The sequence below is a fragment of the Streptomyces filamentosus genome (assembly GCF_014654895.1).
GTDB lineage: Bacteria > Actinomycetota > Actinomycetes > Streptomycetales > Streptomycetaceae > Streptomyces > Streptomyces filamentosus.
In genome coordinates, this window is sequence record NZ_BNBE01000001.1 from 864,647 (window position 1) to 884,685 (window position 20,039).

Genomic DNA, 20,039 nt, shown 5'->3' on the forward strand with positions numbered 1-20,039 from the left:
CCTCGAAGTGGGAACCGCCGTGGGGCGAGCGGTGCGTCGAAGGCGGAGGGTGTTCACAGAACGTGACGGAGGGACCGGTCACGGATCATGAGCGCGGCTCGTTTGTCGGGGAGGTCGATCTCCGCCGCGTAGCGGAAGCCGCCGCCGAGGAAGGCCGAGACGGAGGGGGTGTTGCGGATGTCGGGTTCGGCGACGACGCGGGTGCAGCGGGGACGGTGGTCGAGGACGAGATCGGCGACGGCCCGCAGGAGTGCGGTGCCCATGCCGCGGCCCCGGTTCGCGACGTCTCCGAGGAGGAGGTGGACGCCCGTGTCGTGCGGGCGGGCGGGGTAGGCGCGGGCGAGCGGGTCGAGGTCGGCGCGGTAGATCTCGAAGTAGCTCATCGGGGTGGAGTCGAGCACGCCGAGGCAGGGGACGCTGCGGCCGTCGCCTTCGAGTTGGGCGCGGACGTGGTCGGCGGTGACGGTCTCGGGGCCGGCGAGTTCCCAGAAGGCGGCGACGGCGGGGTCGTTCATCCACCGGGTGAGCAGGGGGAGGTCGCGCTCCAGGCGGACGGGGACGAGGCGGAAGCCGCCGAAGCGGGTGTCCGCGGGGGCCCAGGAGGCGACGGAGTCGAGGAGGTCGCCGTCGAGGCGTCCGTTCGCGAGGGCGTCGTGGTCCGCGGTGCCGGGGGTCCGGCCGGTGCCGTCGGCGGACGGGGGCGGCGGCTTCTCCCCGGCGAGGAGGGCGAAGAGGTCGTCGACGCGGAGGTCGAGGGTGTCCTCCCCCGCCGGGTCTGCCGGTGGGAGGTGGGCGGGCACGGTCTCGGTCTTGATCTCGGTGTCGTGTCCGTGGTCCGGATGTATGGACATGGGGAGGGTCTTCCGTGGGTCGGGGGCGTCCCGGCGGTGGGTGCGCTCGGGACGCGCCGGTGGGTGCGGGTGGGTGGAGGGGCGGGCCGCCTCTCGCAGGTGTGAGGAGACGGGCCGCCTCTCGCGACCGGAGGGGTTCAGGCGCGGAGGGGGTTGGTGATGGTGACGTAGACGGACTGGGTGTCGACGGGGCCGACGAGTTCGTCGAGGCCGTGGAGGCGGGTGAGGAGGTTGGCCTTGCTGCGGAGGGTGGCCGCTTCGAGGAGGCGGTGCGGCAGGGGGGAGCCGAGCGCGGTGGCGGAGGTGAGGAAGCTGCGGAGGGCGGCGAGGAGGATCCGCTCGTCGGCGAGGTGCTGGGCTCCGAAGGCGCCGATCAGGCCGAGGACGTTGTTGATGCCGAGGTAGTAGGCGAAGCGTTCGTCGGTGACCTGGTCGGAGACGAAGGTGTCGCTGTGGGCGCCGATGCCGGGGAGGCGGCTCTCCAGTTCGGCGCGGTGGGACTCGCGGAAGTAGTAGCCCTGGTTGTCGCGGTAGCGGCCGCCGGTGGGCCAGCCGTCGGCGTCGAGGAGGACCAGGGTGTTCTGCTGGTGGGCTTCCAGGGCGATGCCGGCGTGGCCGTCGAGCCAGAGGACGGGGCGGACGACCTGGTCGAGGTAGCGCAGGAACCACTCGGCGGAGACGGCGGTGACGGGTCGGCCGGTGCGGGCGGAGAGGCCGCCGATGAGGTCGGCGAGCCGGGAGACCATGCCGGGGGCGCCGGGGCGGGGGCGGGGGGTGGTGAGGGCCGCGAGGCAGACGGCGTCGTCGCCGGGGCCGAAGGGGTTGTGCCGGATCATCAGGTCGAGTCCGGGGAGGGGGGTGCCGTCGGGGGCGTCCACGCCGAGCCAGGCGGGGTCGCGGACGATGTCGAAGCCGGGGTGGGCCGCCTGCCATTCGTCGACGAGGCCGGTGCGCAGGAGGCGGTGGACCTCGACGCCGCGGTGGAGTTCCTTGCGGAGGTTCTCCCGGCGGGAGTTGGTGATGCGCAGGCCGAGGGAGAGCTTGAGCATGGCGCGGGCGCCGGGGCGGTGGACGGTGCGGACGGAGGAGGTGGGGTGCCAGCGGCTGCCGTGGGGGCCGAGGTCGTGGAGGAGTCCCCGGTCGAGGAGGGCGCGGACGTCGGGGCGGTGGAGGAGTTCGCGGGCCTGCCAGGGGTGGAGGGGCAGGGGGGCGGTGCCGGTGGGGTGGGCGAGTCCTTCGGCGAGGCCGGTGGCGAGCTGTTCGGCGGTGACGGGGCGGCCCTGCTCGGTCCAGGCGGAGTCGGAGGCGAGGAGGGAGTGGTCGACGGCGAACCAGTGGAGGGGGAAGGAGCCGTGGAGTTCGGGCGAGTAGAGGCGGGACTCGGCTTCGGAGAGTCCCTCGCGGCTCTTGGGGGTGGGGTGGAGCGGGTGGCCGAGGAGGAGGGACTGCTCGGCGGCGAGGAAGGGGTCGGCGTCGGGGTGGGGCCGGGGGTCGCGGCGGCGCTCGGTGAGGAAGTCGGCGGTGCGGCGGGCGGAGTCGGCGACGCGGCCGACGAGTTCGGTGGCCTCGGGGCGGCCGGTCTCGCGGCTGAGGAGGGCGGCGAGGGTGACGGCGTCGACGGCGGGGGCCGTGGAGGGCAGGCCCTCCAGGGTGGGGGTGCCGAAGCGGTGCCAGCCGGTGGGCGACCAGTACGCGACGGGGACCAGGAGGGCGGTGCCGCTGGCGTCGAGGGGGATGCGGAGGGTGGGGCCGGTGGGGGCGGGGAGGTTCTTCTCCCGGACCCAGCAGCGCAGGAGGTTCTCGGCGGCGGCGGTGTCGGCGGCCCGCTGGGGGTCGGGGTCGTCGAGCGGGTCGGTGGCGGGCGCGCCGGGCCGGTGGGAGGTGGTCCGGTCGCTTCCGGGGCGGGGGGTCCGGAGCGGGGCGGGACCGATGTGCTGGCGCGGGACCGTGGGCTCCTCGGCGTCGGGGTGGGTCTCGGACAGCGGGGAGGCGGGGGTGGCGTTCACGCGGGTTTCCTTGGGGAGGGGGCCGGGGGCGGTCCGGGTCAGTGGGACGGGCCGGGAGCGGTCCGGTGGGGGCCGGCCGGCCGGGGGACGTGGGCCCGTTCGGCGGCGGCGAGGGCGTCGGCGAAGCGGTCGAGGACGGCGGTCGCCTGCTCGTCGGTGAGGGTGAGCGGGGGGAGGAGGCGGACGACGGCGGAGTGGCGGCCGCCGAGCTCGACGATGAGGCCGCGGGCGAGGCATTCCTGCTGGACGGCGCGGGCGAGGGCCGGGGCGGCGGGCGGGACGGGGTCGTCGGGGCCGGCGGCGTCGGGGTCGACGAGTTCGACGCCGATCATGAGGCCGCGGCCGCGGACGTCGCCGACGCAGGGGTGGGCGGCCTGGAGGCCCTGGAGGCGGCCGAGCATGCGGGCGCCGAGGGTGGCGGCCCGGTCGGCGAGCCGGTTCTCCCGGACGTACGCGAGGGTGGCGGTGCCGGCGGCCATGGCGAGCTGGTTGCCGCGGAAGGTGCCGGCGTGGGCGCCGGGTTCCCAGGCGTCGAGGCCGGAGCGGTACACGATGACGGCGAGCGGGAGGGAGCCGCCGATGGCCTTGGAGAGGACCATCACGTCGGGGACGACGCCGCTGTGTTCGACGGCCCAGAAGGTGCCGGTGCGGCCGACGCCGGTCTGGACCTCGTCGACGACGAGGGGGACGGAGTGCCGGGCGGTGATGCTCCGCATGCGGCGCATCCAGGCGTCGGGGGCGGGGAGGACGCCGCCCTCGCCCTGGACGGCCTCCACGATCATCCCGGCGGGGGCGGTGACCCCGCTCTTGGGGTCGTCGAGGAGGGTGGCGGTCCAGCGGGCGGAGAGTTCGGCGCCGCGTTCGCCGCCGACGCCGTAGGGGCAGCGGTACGACTGGGGGTACGGGAGCCGGGTGACGCTGACGTCGTCGGCGCCGCCGGAGACGGCGAGGGCGCCGGCGGTCATGCCGTGGTAGGCGCCGGTGAAGGCGAACAGGCCGCGGCGGCCGGTGGCGGTGCGGACCAGTTTCAGGGCGGCTTCGACGGCGTCGGTGCCGGCGGGTCCGCAGAACTGGATGCGGGCGTCGGCGGCGAGTTCCGGGGGGAGGGTGGCGAAGAGCTCGGAGGTGAAGGCGTCCTTGACGGGGGTGGCGAGGTCGAGGACGTGGAGGGGGGCACCGGAGTCGAGGACCTTGCGGACGGCTTCGAGGACCACGGGGTGGTTGTGGCCGAGGGCGAGGGTCCCGGCGCCGGAGAGGCAGTCCAGGTACCGGCGGCCGTCGGCGCCCTCGATGGTCAGGCCGCGGGCGCGGACCGGGACGATCGGCAGGGAGCGGGCGTAGGTGCGGGCGGCGGACTCGCGCTGGGCCTGCCGCCGCAGGATGGCCTCGTACCCGCTCCCCGCCGCCGTCCCGTACCCCCGCCGGGTCGACGCGGTGGGCCCGGCGACCGCCGGCGCCTCGGGGCCGGGATCGGAGCCGGAGGCCGTGTCGGGGGCCGCCTCGAAGGCCGTGTCCGCGCCGGCCGTCGGACCCGTGTCCGTGCCGGCCGTCGCGCCCGCACCCGTGCCCGGGGCCGTGTCCGCGCTCGTGTCCGGTTTCGTCTCGGGGGGTGTGGGCTGGGTGGCTGGGGCTGATTCGGTCACGGCCACGGCTCGGTGTCCTCCCGCGATAACGGTTGCGTTGCACATCGACGGGCCGCCGGGCCGCCCTCAAGGGCCCTGCCGAGCGCCGCCGTTGTGTCCCCCGTACGTACCAACGACGGGAACTGCCGGGGAACACGGGCCGGGGGCAAGATCCTTGGCGTGTCCCGGATCACGTCCTGGCAACGGCCGTACCGGCTCCGGAACCGCGGGCGGGGCGCGTACCGTCCCCTCCGGCACCGGCATAGTGGGGGCAGTCGGCCCCGCGCCCGTTCGGACACGGGTGCGACCGATGCCCTGACATGCACCAGTTGACGTGAGTAGTACGTAGTCCCAGGGGGATCACGAGATGCGATCGATTCGTCCGCTGCTGACGGCGGCGTCCGCCGTCGCGGCGCTGACGCTCACCGCGACGGCCTGCGGCCCGACCGAGGAGAACGCGGGAGACAAGCCCAGTGCGCCGGTGAGCGAGAACCCGGTCGACAAGATCAAGATTCCGGAGGACCTGAAGCAGCGGCTGAAGGACCACGGGATCGATGTCGACAAGTGGCGCGACGGCGAGTGGAGGAACTGGGACAAGGACAAGTGGCTCCGCGAGGCGAAGGACTTCGTCAACCCGATCATCGAGGACCTCTGGGACCCGGGCCGGATGCGGGACGCCGAGCGTCCCGAGCGGCCGGTCGAGGAGGAGGACATCTCGGGTGACAAGGGTGTCACCGACCCGACGCCGGACCCGGTGAAGGCGACGGCGGTCGGGGCGAAGTACCACGCCAACTCGCCGGCCTCCGGCAAGGTGTTCTTCGACAGCCCCGAGGGTTCGATGGTCTGCTCGGCCACCGTGGTGAAGGACCCCGCCCACCCGGGCAAGTCCAACATGGTGTGGACCGCCGGCCACTGCGTCCACAAGGGCAAGGAGGGCGGCTGGTACCGCAACGTCGTCTTCGTCCCGTCGTACAACGACGCCGCGCTGGAGACCTCCGCGCTGGAGAAGGCGACGCGTGAGCAGATCGCCCCGTACGGCGTGTGGTGGGCGGACTGGGTGAAGACCTCCGACCAGTGGATCGCCCAGGGCGCGTCCACCGGCGGCGCGGGCGCCCCGTACGACTTCGCGGTGATCCAGGTGACCCCGGAGAAGGGTTCGTCGGGCAAGTCGCTGGAGGAGACGGTGGGCACGGCCCTGCCGGTCGAGTTCAACGCTCCCGCGGTTCCGAAGATCGCGGACATGACGGCGACCGGTTACCCGGCGGCGCCGCCGTTCGACGGCCAGAAGATGTTCCGGTGCACCGACAAGCCGGGCCGGCTGTCGCTGATGGCGGAGCAGCCGACGATGTACCGCATCGGCTGCACCATGACGGCCGGTTCGTCCGGTGGCGGCTGGGTCGCCCAGGGCAAGGACGGACAGCCGGCGCTGGTGTCGAACACCTCGATCGGCCCGTCGACGGCCGGCTGGCTGGCGGGTCCGCGCCTGGGCCCCGAGGCCAAGGCCATGTTCGACGAGGTGAGCAAGAAGTACGCCGGCCAGTAGGCGGCGGAAGACCGTGAAGAAGGCGTCGGCCCCCTCCCGGATCCGGGAGGGGGCCGACGCCTTCTGTGCCGGTGCCCGTCAGTGCGCGGCGGGGACGTACGGTGCGAGGACCGCCGCCAGTTCCTCGTGCACCCGGGCCTTGACCAGGGTGCCCTCGGGGGTGTGCTCCTCGGAGAGCATCTCGCCCTCGGCGTGGACGCGGGAGACGAGACCGCCCTGCGTGTACGGCAGGAGAACCTCGATCTCCACCTCCGGGCGCGGCAGCTCGCGGTCGATCAGGGCGAGCAGCTCCTCGATGCCCTCGCCCGAGCGGGCGGAGACGGCCATGGAGTGCTTCTCGACGCGGAGCAGGCGCTGGAGGACCAGCGGGTCGGCCGCGTCGGCCTTGTTGATGATCACGATCTCCGGCACGTTCACCGCGCCGACGTCGCGGAAGACCTCGCGGACGGCGGCCAGCTGCTCCTCCGGGACGGGGTGCGAGCCGTCCACCACGTGCAGGATGAGGTCGGCGTCGGCGACCTCCTCCATGGTGGAGCGGAACGCCTCGACCAGGTGGTGCGGCAGGTGCCGGACGAAGCCGACGGTGTCGGCCAGGGTGTAGACCCGGCCGGACGGCGTCTCGGCCCGGCGGACGGTCGGGTCCAGGGTGGCGAACAGTGCGTTCTCCACCAGGACGCCGGCGCCGGTGAGGCGGTTGAGCAGCGAGGACTTGCCGGCGTTGGTGTATCCGGCGATGGCGACCGACGGCACCTTGTTCCGGCGCCGCTCCTGCCGCTTGATGTCACGGCCGGTCTTCATCTCCGCGATCTCCCGGCGCATCTTCGCCATCTTCTCGCGGATGCGGCGCCGGTCGGTCTCGATCTTGGTCTCACCGGGACCACGGGTGGCCATGCCGCCACCGCCGCCGCCACCCATCTGCCGGGAGAGCGACTGGCCCCAGCCGCGCAGGCGCGGCAGCATGTACTGCATCTGCGCGAGGGCGACCTGGGCCTTGCCCTCTCGGGACTTGGCGTGCTGGGCGAAGATGTCGAGGATCAGGGCGGTCCGGTCGACCACCTTGACCTTGACGACGTCTTCGAGGGCGATGAGCTGGCCGGGGCTGAGCTCGCCGTCGCAGACGACGGTGTCGGCGCCGGTCTCGACGACGATGTCCCGCAGCTCCTGGGCCTTGCCGGAACCGATGAAGGTGGCCGGGTCGGGCTTGTCGCGGCGCTGGATGACGCCGTCGAGGACGAGGGCACCGGCCGTCTCGGCGAGGGCCGCGAGCTCCGCGAGGGAGTTCTCGGCGTCCTGCACGGTCCCCGAGGTCCAGACGCCGACGAGCACGACGCGCTCCAGGCGCAGCTGCCGGTACTCGACCTCGGTGACGTCCTCGAGCTCGGTGGAGAGGCCCACGACGCGGCGCAGTGCGGCGCGCTCGGAGCGGTCGAACTGGTCGCCGTCCCGGGCTCCGTCGATCTCGTGGCTCCAGGCGACGTCCTCTTCCATCAGGGCATCGGCCCGAAGGCTCTCGGTGCGGCGCGACTGCGCGAAGCTCTGCTCGTCCTGGGAAGGGGAAGAAGAGGAGGTCATTGGATCCTTACGTCGGTGGAAACGATGGTGTCGGTACAACGTGCGGCGGTGCCGGAAGATTCCCTCGCGGGTTTCGCCGGCCGGCCGCGTCGCCGACCTGAAAATGGTGACACGGCCGCCGGGCGCCCGTCACCCGGGTTTCCCGGGCGCCCTCGGGCAAACCCCGCCGGGCCCCCGGGGAGGGCCCCCGGTGCCCCGTGGATCCTCTCAGGGGGCCTTCTGCGCGGGCGGGAGGCTGCGCCAGTCGGGGTGTCCTGGCATGGGCGGGGTCTTCTCCCCGTACAGCCACGCCCGGAAGAAGGCGCCGAGCTCGCGGCCGGAGACCTGTTCCGCGAGGGCCGTGAAGTCGGCGGTGGAGGCGACGCCGTCCCGGTGGACGGCCACCCAGCGCCGTTCCAGCCGGTCGAAGGCGTCGGTGCCGATCGTCTCCCGGAGGGCGTAGAGGACGAGCGCGCTGCCGTCGTACACGACCGGCCGGAAGAGGCTGATCTTCTGGCCGGGCGCGGGCGGGCGGGGTGCCGCCGGCGGTCCTCCGTCCGCGCGCCAGCCGTCGGAGGCGGCGTACGCGGCCTTCATGCGCCGTTCCAGGGACTTGCCGGCCGTCTCGTCGGCGTACAGCGCCTCGTACCAGCTGGCGTGTCCCTCGTTGAGCCACAGATCGGACCAGGTGCGGGGGGAGACGCTGTCGCCGAACCACTGGTGGGCCAGTTCGTGGACCATGACCGCGTCCACGTACCACTGGGGGAAGCGGGGGTCGGTGAAGAGCCGCTCCTCGAAGAGGGAGAGGGTCTGCGTCTCCAGCTCGAAGCCGGTGGTGGCGTCGGCGATCAGCACGCCGTACGTCTCGAAGGGGTACGGGCCGACCTTGCCCTCCATCCACTCCAGGTGGCCGGGGGTGCGGCGCAGCCAGGGCTCCATGGCCTCCCGGTCCTGGGTGCGGACCACGTCGCGGACGGGGAGGCCGTGCGGGCCGGTGCGGTGCAGGACGGTGGAGCGGCCGAGGGAGACCTGGGCGAGTTCGGTGGCCATGGGGTGGCCGACGCGGTAGGTCCAGGTGGTGGTGGCGCCGTGGTCGACGCGGCCGGTGGGCAGGCCGTTGGCGACGGCCGTCAGCTCGCTCGGGGCGGTGATCCGGAAGGTGAAGAACGCCTTGTCGGAGGGGTGGTCGTTGGAGGGGAAGACGCGGTGGGCGGCGTCGGCCTGGTTGGCCATGACGAGGCCGTCGGAGGTGCGGACCCAGCCGCCGTTCGCGGCGGGGCCGCGCGGGTCGCTGGTGTGACGGACGGTGACGGTGACCGTCTCGCCCGCGTCGACGGGGACGATCGGGGTGACGATCAGGTCCTCGCCGCTGGTCTCGTGGGCGGCGGGCAGGCCGTCGACGGTGACGTCCGAGACGGTGCCGTGGGTGAAGTCGAGGTGGAGCCGGTCGAGGTCGGTGGTGGCGAGGGCGTCGACGCGGGTGACGGCGGTGAGCGGCTCGGTGTTCACGCCGCTGTAGGTGAGGTCGATGTCGTACGCGAGGACGTCGTAGCCGGGGTTGCCGAGGTGGGGGAAGAGCGGGTCGCCGATGCCGAGCGGCGTGGGGGCGGGCAGCGCGGCCGCGACCAGGCCCGCGGCGGCGGCGACGAGGGCGGCGGACCGGAGCCAGGGCCGGCGGACCGGCCGGCGCGGCGGACGCGCGGGGCCGCCGGGGGGCGGGCCGGTGGGGACGGGGGCCGGCGGCGGGACGGGCAGGGAGGTGTGCGCCATGCGCCAGGGCTACCAGGGGCCGCCCCCGCTCCCCCGGCCGACGCGCGCACCCGCCACCCGAAGGAGTCACGCGCGGGTGGACGGCACCCCGGGTCCCACCGGTGGCGGGGCGGTCCGGGGTCCGGGTCGGAGCGTGGGCGCGGCCCGCGTCGCAGGACCTCGCCTCAGAGACCGTGGGTGCGGCCCACGTCGTAGACGCCGGGGACGTCGCGCATGGCCCTCATGAGGCGGGGGAGTTCGGCGGCGTCGAGGAGTTCGAGGGTGTACGTGTGGCGGACGCGTTGCTCGTTCGGGGGTTCGACGGTCGCGGAGACGACTTCGGCGCCGGCGGTGGCGATGGCTTCGGTGAGGTCGGCGAGGAGACCGGGGCGGCCGAACGATTCGGCGACGAGGGTGACCCGGCAGTGGGCGGCGTCGCCCCAGCGGACCGGGACGGCGGTCCGGCCGAGGCGGCGCATGGTGTCCACGGCCGGACAGCCGGTGCGGTGGGCGGTGACGGCGCCGCCGCGGACCCGGAAGCCGGTGATCTCGTCGGGGGGCACGGGGGTGCAACAGCCGGCCGGGCGGACCGGGGCCGGAGGCCCACCGTCGAGGTCGGCGTGGAGTTCCGCGCGGGAGTTGCGGTCGGCGGCGACGCTGAGCTGCGGCCGGGGGGCGGCGGCGGGCTGGTGGGCGGCTTCCGGGTGTGCCTGGAGCCAGGCGGTGATGGCGATCCGGGCGGCGGGGGTGCGGGCGTGGTCCAGCCAGGCCGGGGAGGGGCCGGAGCCGGTGTCCTGGGCGAGGAGCAGCTGCACGGTGTCGCCGTCGGAGAGGGGGGTGCTCAGCGGGGCGAGCCGGCCGTTGACCCTGGCGCCGAGGCAGCCGTGGGCGGCCTCGCCGTGCTGTGCGTAGGCGGCGTCGACGCAGGTGGCGCCTGCGGGCAGCCCCAGGGTGCCGCCGTCGGCGCGGAAGACGGTGATCTCCCGGTCCTCGGCGAGGTCGGCGTGGAGCGAGTTCCAGAAGGTGTCGGCGTCGGGGGCGGACTGCTGCCAGTCGAGGAGGCGGGCGAGCCAGCCGGGCCGGGTGGGGTCGGTGCGCTCGCCGTCGCCGGCGGTCTCGAAGCCCTCGGACGGGTCGGCGGCGTCCGGGGCGGTGCTGTCCGGGGTGGTGGCGTGGGGGCTGCCGAGGGCGACGACGCCCGCCTCCGCGACCTTGTGCATGCGGTGGGTGCGGATGAGGACTTCGGCGACGGCCCCGTCGGGGGCGGCGATCGCGGTGTGCAGCGACTGGTACAGGTTGAACTTGGGCGCCGCGATGAAGTCCTTGAACTCGGAGATCAGCGGGGTGAAACAGGTGTGCAGCTCGCCGAGGACCGCGTAGCAGTCGGCGTCCTCGGCGACGAGGACGAGGAGCCGCCCGAAGTCGCAGCCGCGCAGCTCGCCGCGCTTGAGGCGGGCGCGGTGGACGGAGACGAAGTGGCGGGGGCGGACGAGGACGTCGGCGGCGATGTCCGCCTCGCGCAGGACGGCGGCGACCTGTTCGGCGGCGGCGGCGAGGGCGTCCGTGGAGCCGGTGCCGGCGGGGCCGGCGATGAGCGCGCGGGTGGTCTCGTACTCCTCGGGGTGGAGGATGGCGAAGACCAGGTCCTCCAGTTCGGTCTTGAGGGCCTGGACACCGAGCCGTTCGGCGAGGGGGATGAGGACGTCCCGGGTGACCTTGGCGATGCGGGCCTGTTTCTCCGGCCGCATCACGCCGAGGGTGCGCATGTTGTGGAGGCGGTCGGCGAGTTTGATCGACATGACCCGGACGTCGTCGCCGGTGGCGACGAGCATCTTGCGGAAGGTCTCGGGTTCGGCGGCGGCGCCGTAGTCGATCTTCTCCACCTTGGTGACGCCGTCGACGAGGTACGCCACCTCGTCGCCGAACTCCCGGCGCACCTGATCGAGCGTCACCTCGGTGTCCTCGACGGTGTCGTGGAGGAGGGAGGCGGTCAGGGTGGTGGTCTCGGCGCCGAGTTCGGCCAGGATCAGGGTGACCGCGAGGGGGTGGGTGATGTACGGCTCGCCGCTCTTGCGGAACTGGCCGCGGTGCGAGGACTCGGCGAGGACGTAGGCCCGGCGCAGCACCGACAGGTCGGCGTCGGGATGGTGGGCCCGGTGCGCCTCGGCGACGTGGCTGATGGCGTCGGGCAGCCGGTCGCGGGGGGCCGGTCCCGCGGTGGCGCCGAGCAGGGCGGCCCGGCCGATCCTCCGCAGATCCAGGCGGGCGCGTCCGCGCCTGCGGACGCCCGTGTCGGTGATCGCGGCCTCGGCCGCGCTCACGGGGTTCGTGGCCTCTGCGCTCATGGGGCACCTCCGGCGACGTCGACCGGCGGTGGACGGGCGGGGAGAGCCCGGGGGGCCGGTGCTTGATGCTACCGACCCCACCACGTGGCGCAGTCACGCTCTCGCCCAGCGTGAATCGGATCACCCATTCGAGCGATCCCGGAGTCGTTGACTGTTTCGATTCGACCGCCCGGGCGGACGGGCGGTGGACAGCGGGTGAAGGACGGGGGCGGGAACTCAGCCGGCGGCGAGCCAGGAGGGGTCCAGGGTGCCTTCGGCGACGATGACGGCGGGGCCGGTCATCTCGATCTGGCCGTCGGGGTGCTCGGTGATGACCAGGGTGCCGCCGAGGACGTCCACGGTGTACGAGACGGGGGCGCCGGTCTCGGCCGGGTCCGTGCCGTCGCGGCGGGCGGCGGCGACGGCCACGGCGCAGGCGCCGGTGCCGCAGGAGCGGGTCTCGGCGGCGCCGCGCTCGTGGACCCGCATGGCGACGTGGCGGGGGCCCCGGTCCGCGACGAACTCGATGTTGACCCCGTCCGGGTAGACCGCCGCGGGCTCGTACGGCGGCTCGTCGTACAGCGTGCCCGCGTGGGCGAGGTCCTCGACGAAGGCGACCGCGTGCGGATTGCCCATGTTCACGTTGCGCGCGGGCCAGCTGCGGCCGTCGACGGCGACCGTGACGCCCTCCTCGGGGAGGACGGCGCGGCCCATGGCGACGGTGACGGAGCCGTCCTTGTCGAGGTGGACGTGCTTGACGCCGCCGCGGGTGGCGACCGCGACCTCTCCGGCGGTGACGTGGCCGGCGTGCTCCAGGTAGCGGGCGAAGACCCGGACGCCGTTGCCGCACATCTCGGCGACCGTGCCGTCGGCGTTGCGGTAGTCCATGAACCACTCGGCCTCGTCGGCCATGGCGCGGGCCTCGGGGTGGGCGGCGGTCCGCACGACGTGCAGCACGCCGTCGCCGCCGAGTCCGGCGCGGCGGTCGCAGAGCCGGGCGACGAGGGCGGGGGGCAGGTCGATCTCGTTCTCCGCGTCGGGGACGATCACGAAGTCGTTCTCGGTGCCGTGGCCCTTGAGGTAACGGAGCGGGGTGGTCTGCGTGCTGGTCACGAGATCAACTGTACGGTGCCGCCCGGACACCCGTTCCGGGTTGTCCACAGGGCGGGCCCGCGCGGCCCGGCGGGGAGCCGCCGGAAGGGCCCGGCGGGCTTCAGCGGAGCCGGGCGACGCGCCAGACCGCGAGGGCGACGAGGGCCGCGATGGTCGTCACGTACAGGAGGAGGAACCGCCAGTCCGGCCGCTCGCCGGAGCCGCGCTGCGGCAGGCCCGGCCAGGTGTAGCCGACCTTGCGGGCGGCCATCACGCCCCAGCCGGCGGCGCAGAAGCTGATGAGCAGCCCCAGCATGGCGACGACGGCGCCGCCGTCGCCGGAGCCGAAGGCCAGCGGGAAGGCGAACATCAGGGAGCCGACGGCGGCGAGTCCCAGGATGGGGGCGAGCTGCCAGATCCGCAGCAGGCGCCGGGGGCGCAGCTCGACCTCGACCTCGGCCGCGTCGACCTCCACCGCGGTGCCCTCGGCGTCGTCGGGTCCGTCCGGGGTCAGCCCCGGGGCATCCCCGGGGACCGCCTCGTGCTGTTCTCTGTCGCGAGGGCCGGCCTCCATCGCCACGCGCCCTCCCAACTCGGACTCCACTTGGTCGATCGATGCTCGATGATGGCACGCTCCTGACCGCCGAAATGACGGGCAGGGCGTCCCGATGCCATCACGTGATCAGGCTGTAACCGCTCGTTCGACCAACGACAGCGCCTCCCCGGGGAGTTCCCCCCGGTGGTCGGCGGCCCCGCTGAGCCAGTGGACGCGCGGGTCGCGCCGGAACCACGAGTCCTGACGGCGGGCGAAGCGCTTGGTGGCGCGCACGGTCTCCGCGCGCGCCTCGTCCTCGGTGCACTCCCCCGCGAGCGCCGCGAGCACCTGCTGGTAGCCGAGCGCGCGGGAGGCCGTGCGCCCCTCGCGCAGTCCGACCGCCTCCAGGGCGCGGACCTCGTCGACGAGGCCGGCCTCCCACATGCGGTCCACGCGCGTGGCGATCCGCTCGTCGAGCTCCGGGCGGGCCACGTCGACGCCGATCTGGACGGTGTCGTAGACGGACTCGTGGCCGGGGAGGTTGGCGGTGAAGGGCTTCCCGGTGATCTCGATGACCTCCAGGGCGCGGACGATCCGGCGTCCGTTGCCGGGGAGGATCGCGCGGGCCGCCTCGGGGTCGGCGGCGGCGAGCCGGGCGTGCAGGGCGCCGGAGCCGCGCTCGTCGAGCTCCGCCTCCAGGCGGGCCCGGACGGCCGGGTCGGTGCCGGGGAACTCCAGGGCGTCCACGGCGCCGCGCACGTACAGGCCGGAACCGCCGACGAGGACGGGGGTGCGGCCCTCGGCGAGCAGCCGGTCGATCTCGGCGCGGGCGAGGCGCTGGTACTCGGCGACGCTGGCGGCCTCGGTGACGTCCCAGACGTCGAGGAGGCGGTGGGGGACTCCGCCGCGCTCCTCCGGCGTCAGTTTGGCGGTGCCGATGTCCATCCCGCGGTAGAGCTGCATCGAGTCGGCGTTGACGACCTCGCCCCCGAGCTGCTGGGCCAGGAAGACTCCCAGATCGGACTTTCCGGCCGCCGTGGGGCCGACGACGGCGATGACCCGCGGTGCGGGAGCTGCGCTTCTCACCGCCCCAGTCTCGCAAACCTCCCGGGCCGTCCCCGAACGGGCGACGTGACAGGGGGGTGGGGGGTTCGTTGCCCGTTGCGTGGTTCCGGCCGCTCGCCGGACGTGCCACGGCCGTGTTGCGGCCGTCATGTCCGCCGTGCGGCACCCCCGACGAGTAGGGTGTGGAGTAAATATGGGCGTTTTCTCAAGGTTTCGCCGGAAGAAGGCGGTCGCGACGGAGGATGTGGCCGATGTCTCCCCGGTGGGGACCGAGGCCCTCGGGTCCGAAGCGGCGGACGCCGGAGCGGTGGAGTCGGAGTCCGTGGAGCCGGAGGCTGCGAAGTCGGAAGCCACCGGTTCCGGCGGGTCCGGCGGTGGGGTGACGCGGGTGACCGTCGCGGGGCTGCCCGCGGCGGCCGGGGACGTTCCCGGGACGGCGGAGGCCGCCGTGGAGTCCGTGGAGATCCCTCGGCAGCAGTCGGCCGTCACCGCCGCGGACACGGGGAGCGAGACCGGGGAAACCGCCCGCAGGTAGGCAGGACACGGACACGGAGAGGTGCCCCATGGGTCTCCTGGATTCACTGAAGGCCAAGCTGGGCCCGGCCAAGGACAAGGTCTCGGACCTCGCCCAGCAGCACGGGGACAAGATCGACCAGGGTCTGGACAAGGCCGCGAAGATGGTCGACGAGAAGACCAAGGGCAAGTACAGCGACAAGATCCAGTCCGGTACGGGCAAGGCCAAGGAGGCCATCGACCGGATCGGCCAGAAGGACGACGGCACGCCGGGTGACGGCAAGCCCGGCGGGGGCGCGCCGGGTGACGGCAAGCCCGGCGGGAGCACGCCCCCGCCTCCGGCCGCCTGAGTCCCGCCCGTACGGCGGACGGCCGCGGAGCACCCGCTCCGCGGCCGTCCGCCGTTCCGGTGGTCCGGTGGTCCGGTGGTCGGGTGGTCCGGGCCGTCAGGACCAGACGGCGACCAGGTACTCGACGCCGTACGGGACGTCTTTGTACAGGAGGCGGCCGGCCAGGCCCGCGCCCTCCGCGGCGCCCGCGAGGACCTGCCAGGGGGCACGGCCGGCCGCCTTCAGTTCGTACGCGAGGCCCGCGTCGAGCGCGAGGACGCCGGGCACGTCGGCGGAGCCCAGGACGCGGGCGGCCTCGGCGTCGAAGCCGGCGGCCCGCTCGTCGAGGTAGCCGGGAGCCTTCACCGTCCGGCAGGCGCTGCCGTCGCCCAGGACGAGCAGGGCGACCCGCCCGGCCGATGCGGCGAGGCTCCGGCCGGCCTCCGCACACTCCTCGGGGGTGGCGCGCTCGGCGATCCCGAAGCCCTCCACGGCCGCGCCGGAGGCGTCCGCCCCGCCGGTACGGGAGAGCAGCCAGGCGCCCACGGCGAGCGGGGCCGGCAGCGGGCGGCCCCCGGGACCCTCCCCGAGGCGGACCGAGAGGTCGACGCCGAATCCGGCGAAGGAGCCGGTGGAACCGGCCGGGAAGGCGCCCTGGGCGTCCTGGGGCACCGGCCCGACGACGTACAGCCGGTCGGGCCGGGCGGCGGCGAGCACCCCGAGGGCGTCCGCGCAGTGCGCCCGCGCGGCGTCCAGCTCGGGGGCGGCACCGCTCGCGACCTCGGGCACGAGGAGCGGCGGGCAGGGGCACACGGCTGCGGCGACAAGCATGATCCGCAGCCTACTGCCCCGGCACCGCGCGGGGCCTGCCTCTCAGAACCTGCTGCTCAGGGCCTGCCGCACGGAGGGAAGGCCGGGCACCGCCCGGGACCCGGGCCGGAGCCCGTGACTGGAGCGGAGCCCGTACCCGGCGCGGGGCCCGAGCTCGGCCCCAGCCCCGGTCCCGGTCGCCGATCCCGGTCCCGGCCGCCGATCCCGGACCCGGGCCCGGCGGTCGTCGAACCTCCCGTCAGTGCCCCACGCCGCAAGCCGGCGCGTCGGCGGCCGGGAGCGGCTCGGGGACGCCGATCTTCGGCAGGCCGAGCAGGACGCCGGCCGGCTTGGCGGCGGCCTCGGCGGTGCGCTTCTCCCAGGCGTCGCCCGCGCGGGTACGGCGGACGGCCGTGGTCGGGCCCTCGGCGAGCAGGTGGTGCGGGGCGGCGTAGGTGATCTCGACGGTCACGACGTCGCCGGGGCGGACGTCCTGGTCCGGCTTGGTGAAGTGGACGAGGCGGTTGTCGGGGGCGCGGCCGGAGAGGCGGTGGGTGGCGCCGTCCTTGCGGCCCTCGCCCTCGGCGACCATGACCTCCAGGGTGCGGCCGACCTGCTTCTTGTTCTCGTCCCAGGAGATCTCCTCCTGGAGGGCGACCAGGCGCTCGTAGCGGGCCTGCACGACCTCCTTGGGGATCTGCCCGTCCATCTCGGCGGCCGGGGTCCCGGGGCGCTTGGAGTACTGGAAGGTGAAGGCGTTCGCGAAGCGGGCCTCGCGGACCACGTGCATGGTCTGCTCGAAGTCCTCCTCGGTCTCGCCGGGGAAGCCCACGATGATGTCGGTGGAGATGGCGGCGTGCGGGATCGCGGCGCGCACCTTCTCGATGATCCCGAGGAAACGCTCCTGCCGGTACGAGCGGCGCATGGCCTTGAGGATCGGGTCCGAGCCGGACTGGAGCGGCATGTGCAGCTGGGGCATCACGTTCGGCGTCTCGGCCATGGCGGCGATGACGTCGTCGGTGAAGTCGCGCGGGTGCGGAGAGGTGAAGCGGACCCGCTCCAGGCCCTCGACGGAGCCGCAGGCGCGGAGGAGCTTGCTGAACGCCTCGCGGTCGCCGAGGTCGGAGCCGTACGCGTTCACGTTCTGGCCGAGCAGGGTGATCTCGGAGACGCCCTCGGCGACCAGCGCCTCGATCTCGGCGAGGATGTCGCCGGGGCGGCGGTCCTCCTCCTTGCCGCGCAGGGCGGGGACGATGCAGAAGGTGCAGGTGTTGTTGCAGCCGACCGAGATCGAGACCCAGGCCGCGTACGCCGACTCGCGGCGGGTCGGCAGGGTGGAGGGGAACGCCTCCAGGGACTCGGCGATCTCGACCTGCGCCTCCTGCTGGACGCGGGCGCGCTCCAGGAGGACCGGCAGCTTGCCGATGTTGTGGGTGCCGAAGACGACGTCGACCCAGGGGGCCCGGTCGACGATGGTCTGGCGGTCCTTCTGCGCCAGGCAGCCGCCGACGGCGATCTGCATGCCGGGGCGGGCGGTCTTCATCGGGGCGAGGTGGCCGAGGTTGCCGTACAGCTTGTTGTCGGCGTTCTCGCGGACCGCGCAGGTGTTGAAGACGACGACGTCGGCGCCGTCGGCGTCCTTGGGGGCGCGGACGTAGCCCGCCTCCTCCAGCAGACCGGAGAGCCGCTCGGAGTCGTGGACGTTCATCTGACACCCGTAGGTGCGAATGTCGTAGGTCTTCGGTCCTTCGATGCCCACTGTGAGACTCCGGTCGCTGCTGCTGGTCATGACATCCAAGAGTAGGCGCTCCGCCGCGGGGTCCGGGCCGGGCGGCGGGGCGGCGGAGTCCGGCCGCGCCGACGGCCCCCGCGGCGGCCGTGCCACGGGGTCGCGGTATCCGGCCACGGGGTCGCGGCGTCCGGCCGTGGGGTCGGCCGGGCACCCGGTGGTGACGTCGGCGGAGGCGTCCGGCCGCGGTGTCCGGATGTGACAGGGAATCGTCATTGCCGTCACGGGGCGGGGCGGGCGAAGGTGGGGGCATGTCCGAGACCCGTTCCACCGCGGCCCCCGGGGCGCACCCCGTCCACCGGGTCGTCGTCGCGGTCTTCCCCGACGTGGACCTCCTCGACGTCACCGGGCCCGCCGAGGTCTTCGCGCTGGCCAACCGGGAGGCGGGCGGCCCCGCCCGCTACCGGGTGCGGCTCGCCGCGCCCGGCGGCGCCGGGGAGGTGCGGACCTCGGCGGGGGTGCGGCTGGTCGCGGACCTCGGCTTCGACGAGGTCGGCGCGGACGTGGACACCCTCCTGGTGCCGGGGGCGGTGGACCCGGGGGAGCACGGCGGGGTCGTCGCCCGGCTCGACCCCGAGGTCGTGCGGTGGGTGCGGGAGACCGCGCCGCACGCCCGGCGGGTGGCGTCGGTCTGCGTCGGCGCCCACGTGCTGGCGGCGGCCGGGCTCCTCGACGGGCGGACCGCGACGACCCACTGGTCCACGGCCGCGCAGCTGGCGGCCGACCATCCGGAGGTCTCCGTCGACCCCGATCCGATCTTCGTACGGACGGACCGGGGCCGACTGTGGACCGGGGCCGGGATCAGCGCCTGCCTCGACCTGTCCCTCGCCCTGGTGGCGGAGGACCTGGGCGAGGAGACCGCGCTCGCGGTCGCCCGGCAGCTCGTGATGTACCTGAAGCGGCAGGGCGGCCAGAGCCAGTTCTCGGTGCCGCTGAGCCGTCCGGCGGCCGGCCGGAGGGACATCGACGAGCTGCGGCTCTGGATCGCGGACCACCTCGACGAGGAGCTGTCCGCGGAGCGGCTCGCCGCCCGGATGTGCCTGAGCGAGCGGCACTTCGCCCGGGTCTTCGCGCAGGAGACGGGGTCCAGCCCCGCCGCCTACGTGGAGGCGGCCCGGATCGAGGTGGCCCGGCGCCACCTGGAGTCCTCGGACGCGCCGCTCGCCGAGGTGGCGGCGCGGGCGGGGCTGGGCTCGGTGGAGACCCTGCACCGTGCGTTCCGGCGGCAGCTCGCGACCACGCCGGCGGCGTACCGGCGACGGTTCCGCACCGGGACCGGCTGACCTCTCCGCCCCGCCCGATCCCCTGCCTCCCGATTCCCTGCCCTCGATTCCCTGCCCGCGTCCCTCCCCCGGGGCCCCTGCCCCCGGCCCCTGCCCCGATCTCCTCCCTCCCCTCCCTCGATTCCCTCTCCGCGCGGGCGGGCGGCTCCGCCGCGCCCCCGAGCAGTCCGTTTTCCCACCAAAGATCCCTGTCTGAAAGGTTCAGAAATGAGCATCACCCCGTCCACTCCCCTGCGTGCCCTCTCCGGTCTGTCCGGCGAGCCGGCCCGCCTCTCGGAGTCGGTCCTGGTCCTCATCGACGTCCAGAACACCTACCGGTCCGGCGTGATGGCGCTGGAGGGCGCCGAGGAGGCCGTCGCCGAGGCGGCGCGGCTCCTCGCCCGGGCCCGTGCCGCCGGCGCGCCGGTCGTCCACGTCCAGCACGACGGCGGCGCGGGCTCCCCGTACGACCTCACGGCGCCCGTGGGCGCGATCAGCGACGAGGTGGCCCCGGCCGAGGGCGAGCCGGTCGTGGTGAAGACCTTCCCGAACTCCTTCCACGCCACCGAACTGGAGAAGGTCCTGACGGACCTGGGCTTCGCGGCGGGCAGCGGGAAGGACCTGGTCCTGGCCGGGTTCATGACCCACATGTGCGTGAACTACACCGCCCAGGCCGCCTTCAACCTGGGCTACCGGCCCACCGTCGTCGCCGAGGCCACCGCCACCCGGGCCCTCGCCGCGCCGGACGGGACGGTCGTGCCCGCCGCCGAGCTCAAGCGGGCCGCCCTGACCGCGCTGACCGACGTGTTCGCCGTGGTGGTGCCGACGGCGGCGGACCTGCGGGCCTGAGCCGTACGGCCCCGCGGTGGGCGTCCGGCCGCCCTGCGGTTTTCCGCAGGGCGGCCGGACGGGAACACGCATACCGGCTCCGACCTGCGGTTCCTAGGTTGAGGAGCGTCCCCGGCGAGACCGCCCGGGACGCTCCTCACGCCCTTGGA

At 74.3% G+C, this 20,039-nt stretch carries 16 protein-coding genes; 5 read left to right on the forward strand and 11 right to left on the reverse strand.

Annotated features, from left to right (window positions below):
• Window positions 1–53: 53 nt before the first annotated feature.
• From IE326_RS03705 to IE326_RS03715, 3 genes are all read right to left on the reverse strand, one after another.
• Complete coding sequence (locus tag IE326_RS03705; protein ID WP_190040809.1) at window positions 54–851, reverse strand: GNAT family N-acetyltransferase; 798 nt, start codon at window positions 849–851, stop codon at window positions 54–56.
• Window positions 852–988: 137 nt separating this feature from the next.
• The gene (locus tag IE326_RS03710; protein WP_190040810.1) at window positions 989–2,857 is read right to left on the reverse strand and encodes an IucA/IucC family protein; all 1,869 of its coding nucleotides are present in this window, start codon (window positions 2,855–2,857) and stop codon (window positions 989–991) included.
• 38 nt (window positions 2,858–2,895) lie between these two features.
• Window positions 2,896–4,239: a diaminobutyrate--2-oxoglutarate transaminase family protein gene (locus IE326_RS03715; protein ID WP_150236311.1), complete on the reverse strand. Its 1,344-nt coding sequence runs from the start codon at window positions 4,237–4,239 to the stop codon at window positions 2,896–2,898.
• Window positions 4,240–4,846: 607 nt separating this feature from the next.
• Between IE326_RS03715 and IE326_RS03720 the strand changes: the two genes are divergently transcribed.
• On the forward strand, window positions 4,847–6,022 hold the full coding sequence (locus IE326_RS03720) for a trypsin-like serine peptidase (RefSeq protein WP_150236085.1): 1,176 nt from the start codon (window positions 4,847–4,849) through the stop codon (window positions 6,020–6,022).
• 78 nt (window positions 6,023–6,100) lie between these two features.
• On the opposite strand, the gene hflX is transcribed toward IE326_RS03720, so the two are convergent.
• The 6 genes from hflX to miaA form a co-directional block, all read right to left on the reverse strand.
• Complete coding sequence (gene hflX, locus IE326_RS03725; RefSeq protein WP_150236086.1) at window positions 6,101–7,594, reverse strand: GTPase HflX; 1,494 nt, start codon at window positions 7,592–7,594, stop codon at window positions 6,101–6,103.
• Window positions 7,595–7,801: 207 nt separating this feature from the next.
• Window positions 7,802–9,343, reverse strand: coding sequence for a M1 family metallopeptidase (locus IE326_RS03730; RefSeq protein WP_190040811.1), 1,542 nt, complete (start codon window positions 9,341–9,343; stop codon window positions 7,802–7,804).
• 164 nt (window positions 9,344–9,507) lie between these two features.
• Window positions 9,508–11,667, reverse strand: coding sequence for a RelA/SpoT family protein (locus IE326_RS03735; RefSeq protein WP_190040812.1), 2,160 nt, complete (start codon window positions 11,665–11,667; stop codon window positions 9,508–9,510).
• A 216-nt stretch (window positions 11,668–11,883) separates the two neighbouring features.
• Window positions 11,884–12,759 carry a diaminopimelate epimerase gene (gene dapF / locus IE326_RS03740; protein WP_190040813.1) on the reverse strand — a complete coding sequence of 292 codons (876 nt, stop codon included), beginning with the start codon at window positions 12,757–12,759 and terminating at the stop codon, window positions 11,884–11,886.
• A 100-nt stretch (window positions 12,760–12,859) separates the two neighbouring features.
• Complete coding sequence (locus IE326_RS03745) at window positions 12,860–13,312, reverse strand: hypothetical protein (RefSeq protein WP_150236312.1); 453 nt, start codon at window positions 13,310–13,312, stop codon at window positions 12,860–12,862.
• A gap of 108 nt (window positions 13,313–13,420) precedes the next feature.
• Entirely contained in the window at window positions 13,421–14,359 is a 939-nt protein-coding gene (miaA, locus tag IE326_RS03750) for a tRNA (adenosine(37)-N6)-dimethylallyltransferase MiaA (protein WP_150236090.1), read from the reverse strand.
• 223 nt (window positions 14,360–14,582) lie between these two features.
• On the opposite strand from miaA, the gene IE326_RS03755 reads away from it, so the two are divergent.
• Both IE326_RS03755 and IE326_RS03760 read left to right on the forward strand, forming a co-directional pair.
• Complete coding sequence (locus IE326_RS03755) at window positions 14,583–14,873, forward strand: hypothetical protein (RefSeq protein ID WP_229915193.1); 291 nt, start codon at window positions 14,583–14,585, stop codon at window positions 14,871–14,873.
• Between the two features lie 28 nt (window positions 14,874–14,901).
• Entirely contained in the window at window positions 14,902–15,201 is a 300-nt protein-coding gene (locus IE326_RS03760) for an antitoxin (RefSeq protein WP_190040815.1), read from the forward strand.
• 96 nt (window positions 15,202–15,297) lie between these two features.
• Here the strand turns inward: IE326_RS03760 and IE326_RS03765 are convergent, their stop codons facing one another.
• On the reverse strand, window positions 15,298–16,011 hold the full coding sequence (locus IE326_RS03765) for a class III extradiol dioxygenase subunit B-like domain-containing protein (RefSeq protein ID WP_190040816.1): 714 nt from the start codon (window positions 16,009–16,011) through the stop codon (window positions 15,298–15,300).
• Window positions 16,012–16,249: 238 nt separating this feature from the next.
• Complete coding sequence (miaB, locus tag IE326_RS03770) at window positions 16,250–17,779, reverse strand: tRNA (N6-isopentenyl adenosine(37)-C2)-methylthiotransferase MiaB (RefSeq protein ID WP_150236094.1); 1,530 nt, start codon at window positions 17,777–17,779, stop codon at window positions 16,250–16,252.
• A gap of 251 nt (window positions 17,780–18,030) precedes the next feature.
• Here miaB and IE326_RS03775 point away from each other — a divergent pair, with 251 nt between their 5' ends.
• Together IE326_RS03775 and IE326_RS03780 are read left to right on the forward strand one after the other, a co-directional pair.
• Window positions 18,031–19,062: a GlxA family transcriptional regulator gene (locus tag IE326_RS03775; protein ID WP_150236095.1), complete on the forward strand. Its 1,032-nt coding sequence runs from the start codon at window positions 18,031–18,033 to the stop codon at window positions 19,060–19,062.
• Between the two features lie 207 nt (window positions 19,063–19,269).
• Entirely contained in the window at window positions 19,270–19,890 is a 621-nt protein-coding gene (locus tag IE326_RS03780) for an isochorismatase family protein (RefSeq protein WP_190040817.1), read from the forward strand.
• Window positions 19,891–20,039 lie beyond the last annotated feature (149 nt).

Excerpts from the sequence above, each read along its gene's own strand:
- IE326_RS03735 (WP_190040812.1), bottom strand. The coding sequence starts at position 11,667 with ATGAGCGCAGAGGCCACGAACCCCGTGAGCGCGGCCGAGGCCGCGATC.
- IE326_RS03780 (WP_190040817.1), top strand. The coding sequence starts at position 19,270 with ATGAGCATCACCCCGTCCACTCCCCTGCGTGCCCTCTCCGGTCTGTCC.
- miaB (WP_150236094.1), bottom strand. The coding sequence starts at position 17,779 with ATGACCAGCAGCAGCGACCGGAGTCTCACAGTGGGCATCGAAGGACCG.
- IE326_RS03745 (WP_150236312.1), bottom strand. The coding sequence starts at position 13,312 with ATGGAGGCCGGCCCTCGCGACAGAGAACAGCACGAGGCGGTCCCCGGG.
- IE326_RS03720 (WP_150236085.1), top strand. The coding sequence starts at position 4,847 with ATGCGATCGATTCGTCCGCTGCTGACGGCGGCGTCCGCCGTCGCGGCG.
- IE326_RS03705 (WP_190040809.1), bottom strand. The coding sequence starts at position 851 with ATGTCCATACATCCGGACCACGGACACGACACCGAGATCAAGACCGAG.
- IE326_RS03730 (WP_190040811.1), bottom strand. The coding sequence starts at position 9,343 with ATGGCGCACACCTCCCTGCCCGTCCCGCCGCCGGCCCCCGTCCCCACC.
- hflX (WP_150236086.1), bottom strand. The coding sequence starts at position 7,594 with ATGACCTCCTCTTCTTCCCCTTCCCAGGACGAGCAGAGCTTCGCGCAG.
- IE326_RS03760 (WP_190040815.1), top strand. The coding sequence starts at position 14,902 with ATGGGTCTCCTGGATTCACTGAAGGCCAAGCTGGGCCCGGCCAAGGAC.
- IE326_RS03775 (WP_150236095.1), top strand. The coding sequence starts at position 18,031 with ATGTCCGAGACCCGTTCCACCGCGGCCCCCGGGGCGCACCCCGTCCAC.
- IE326_RS03765 (WP_190040816.1), bottom strand. The coding sequence starts at position 16,011 with ATGCTTGTCGCCGCAGCCGTGTGCCCCTGCCCGCCGCTCCTCGTGCCC.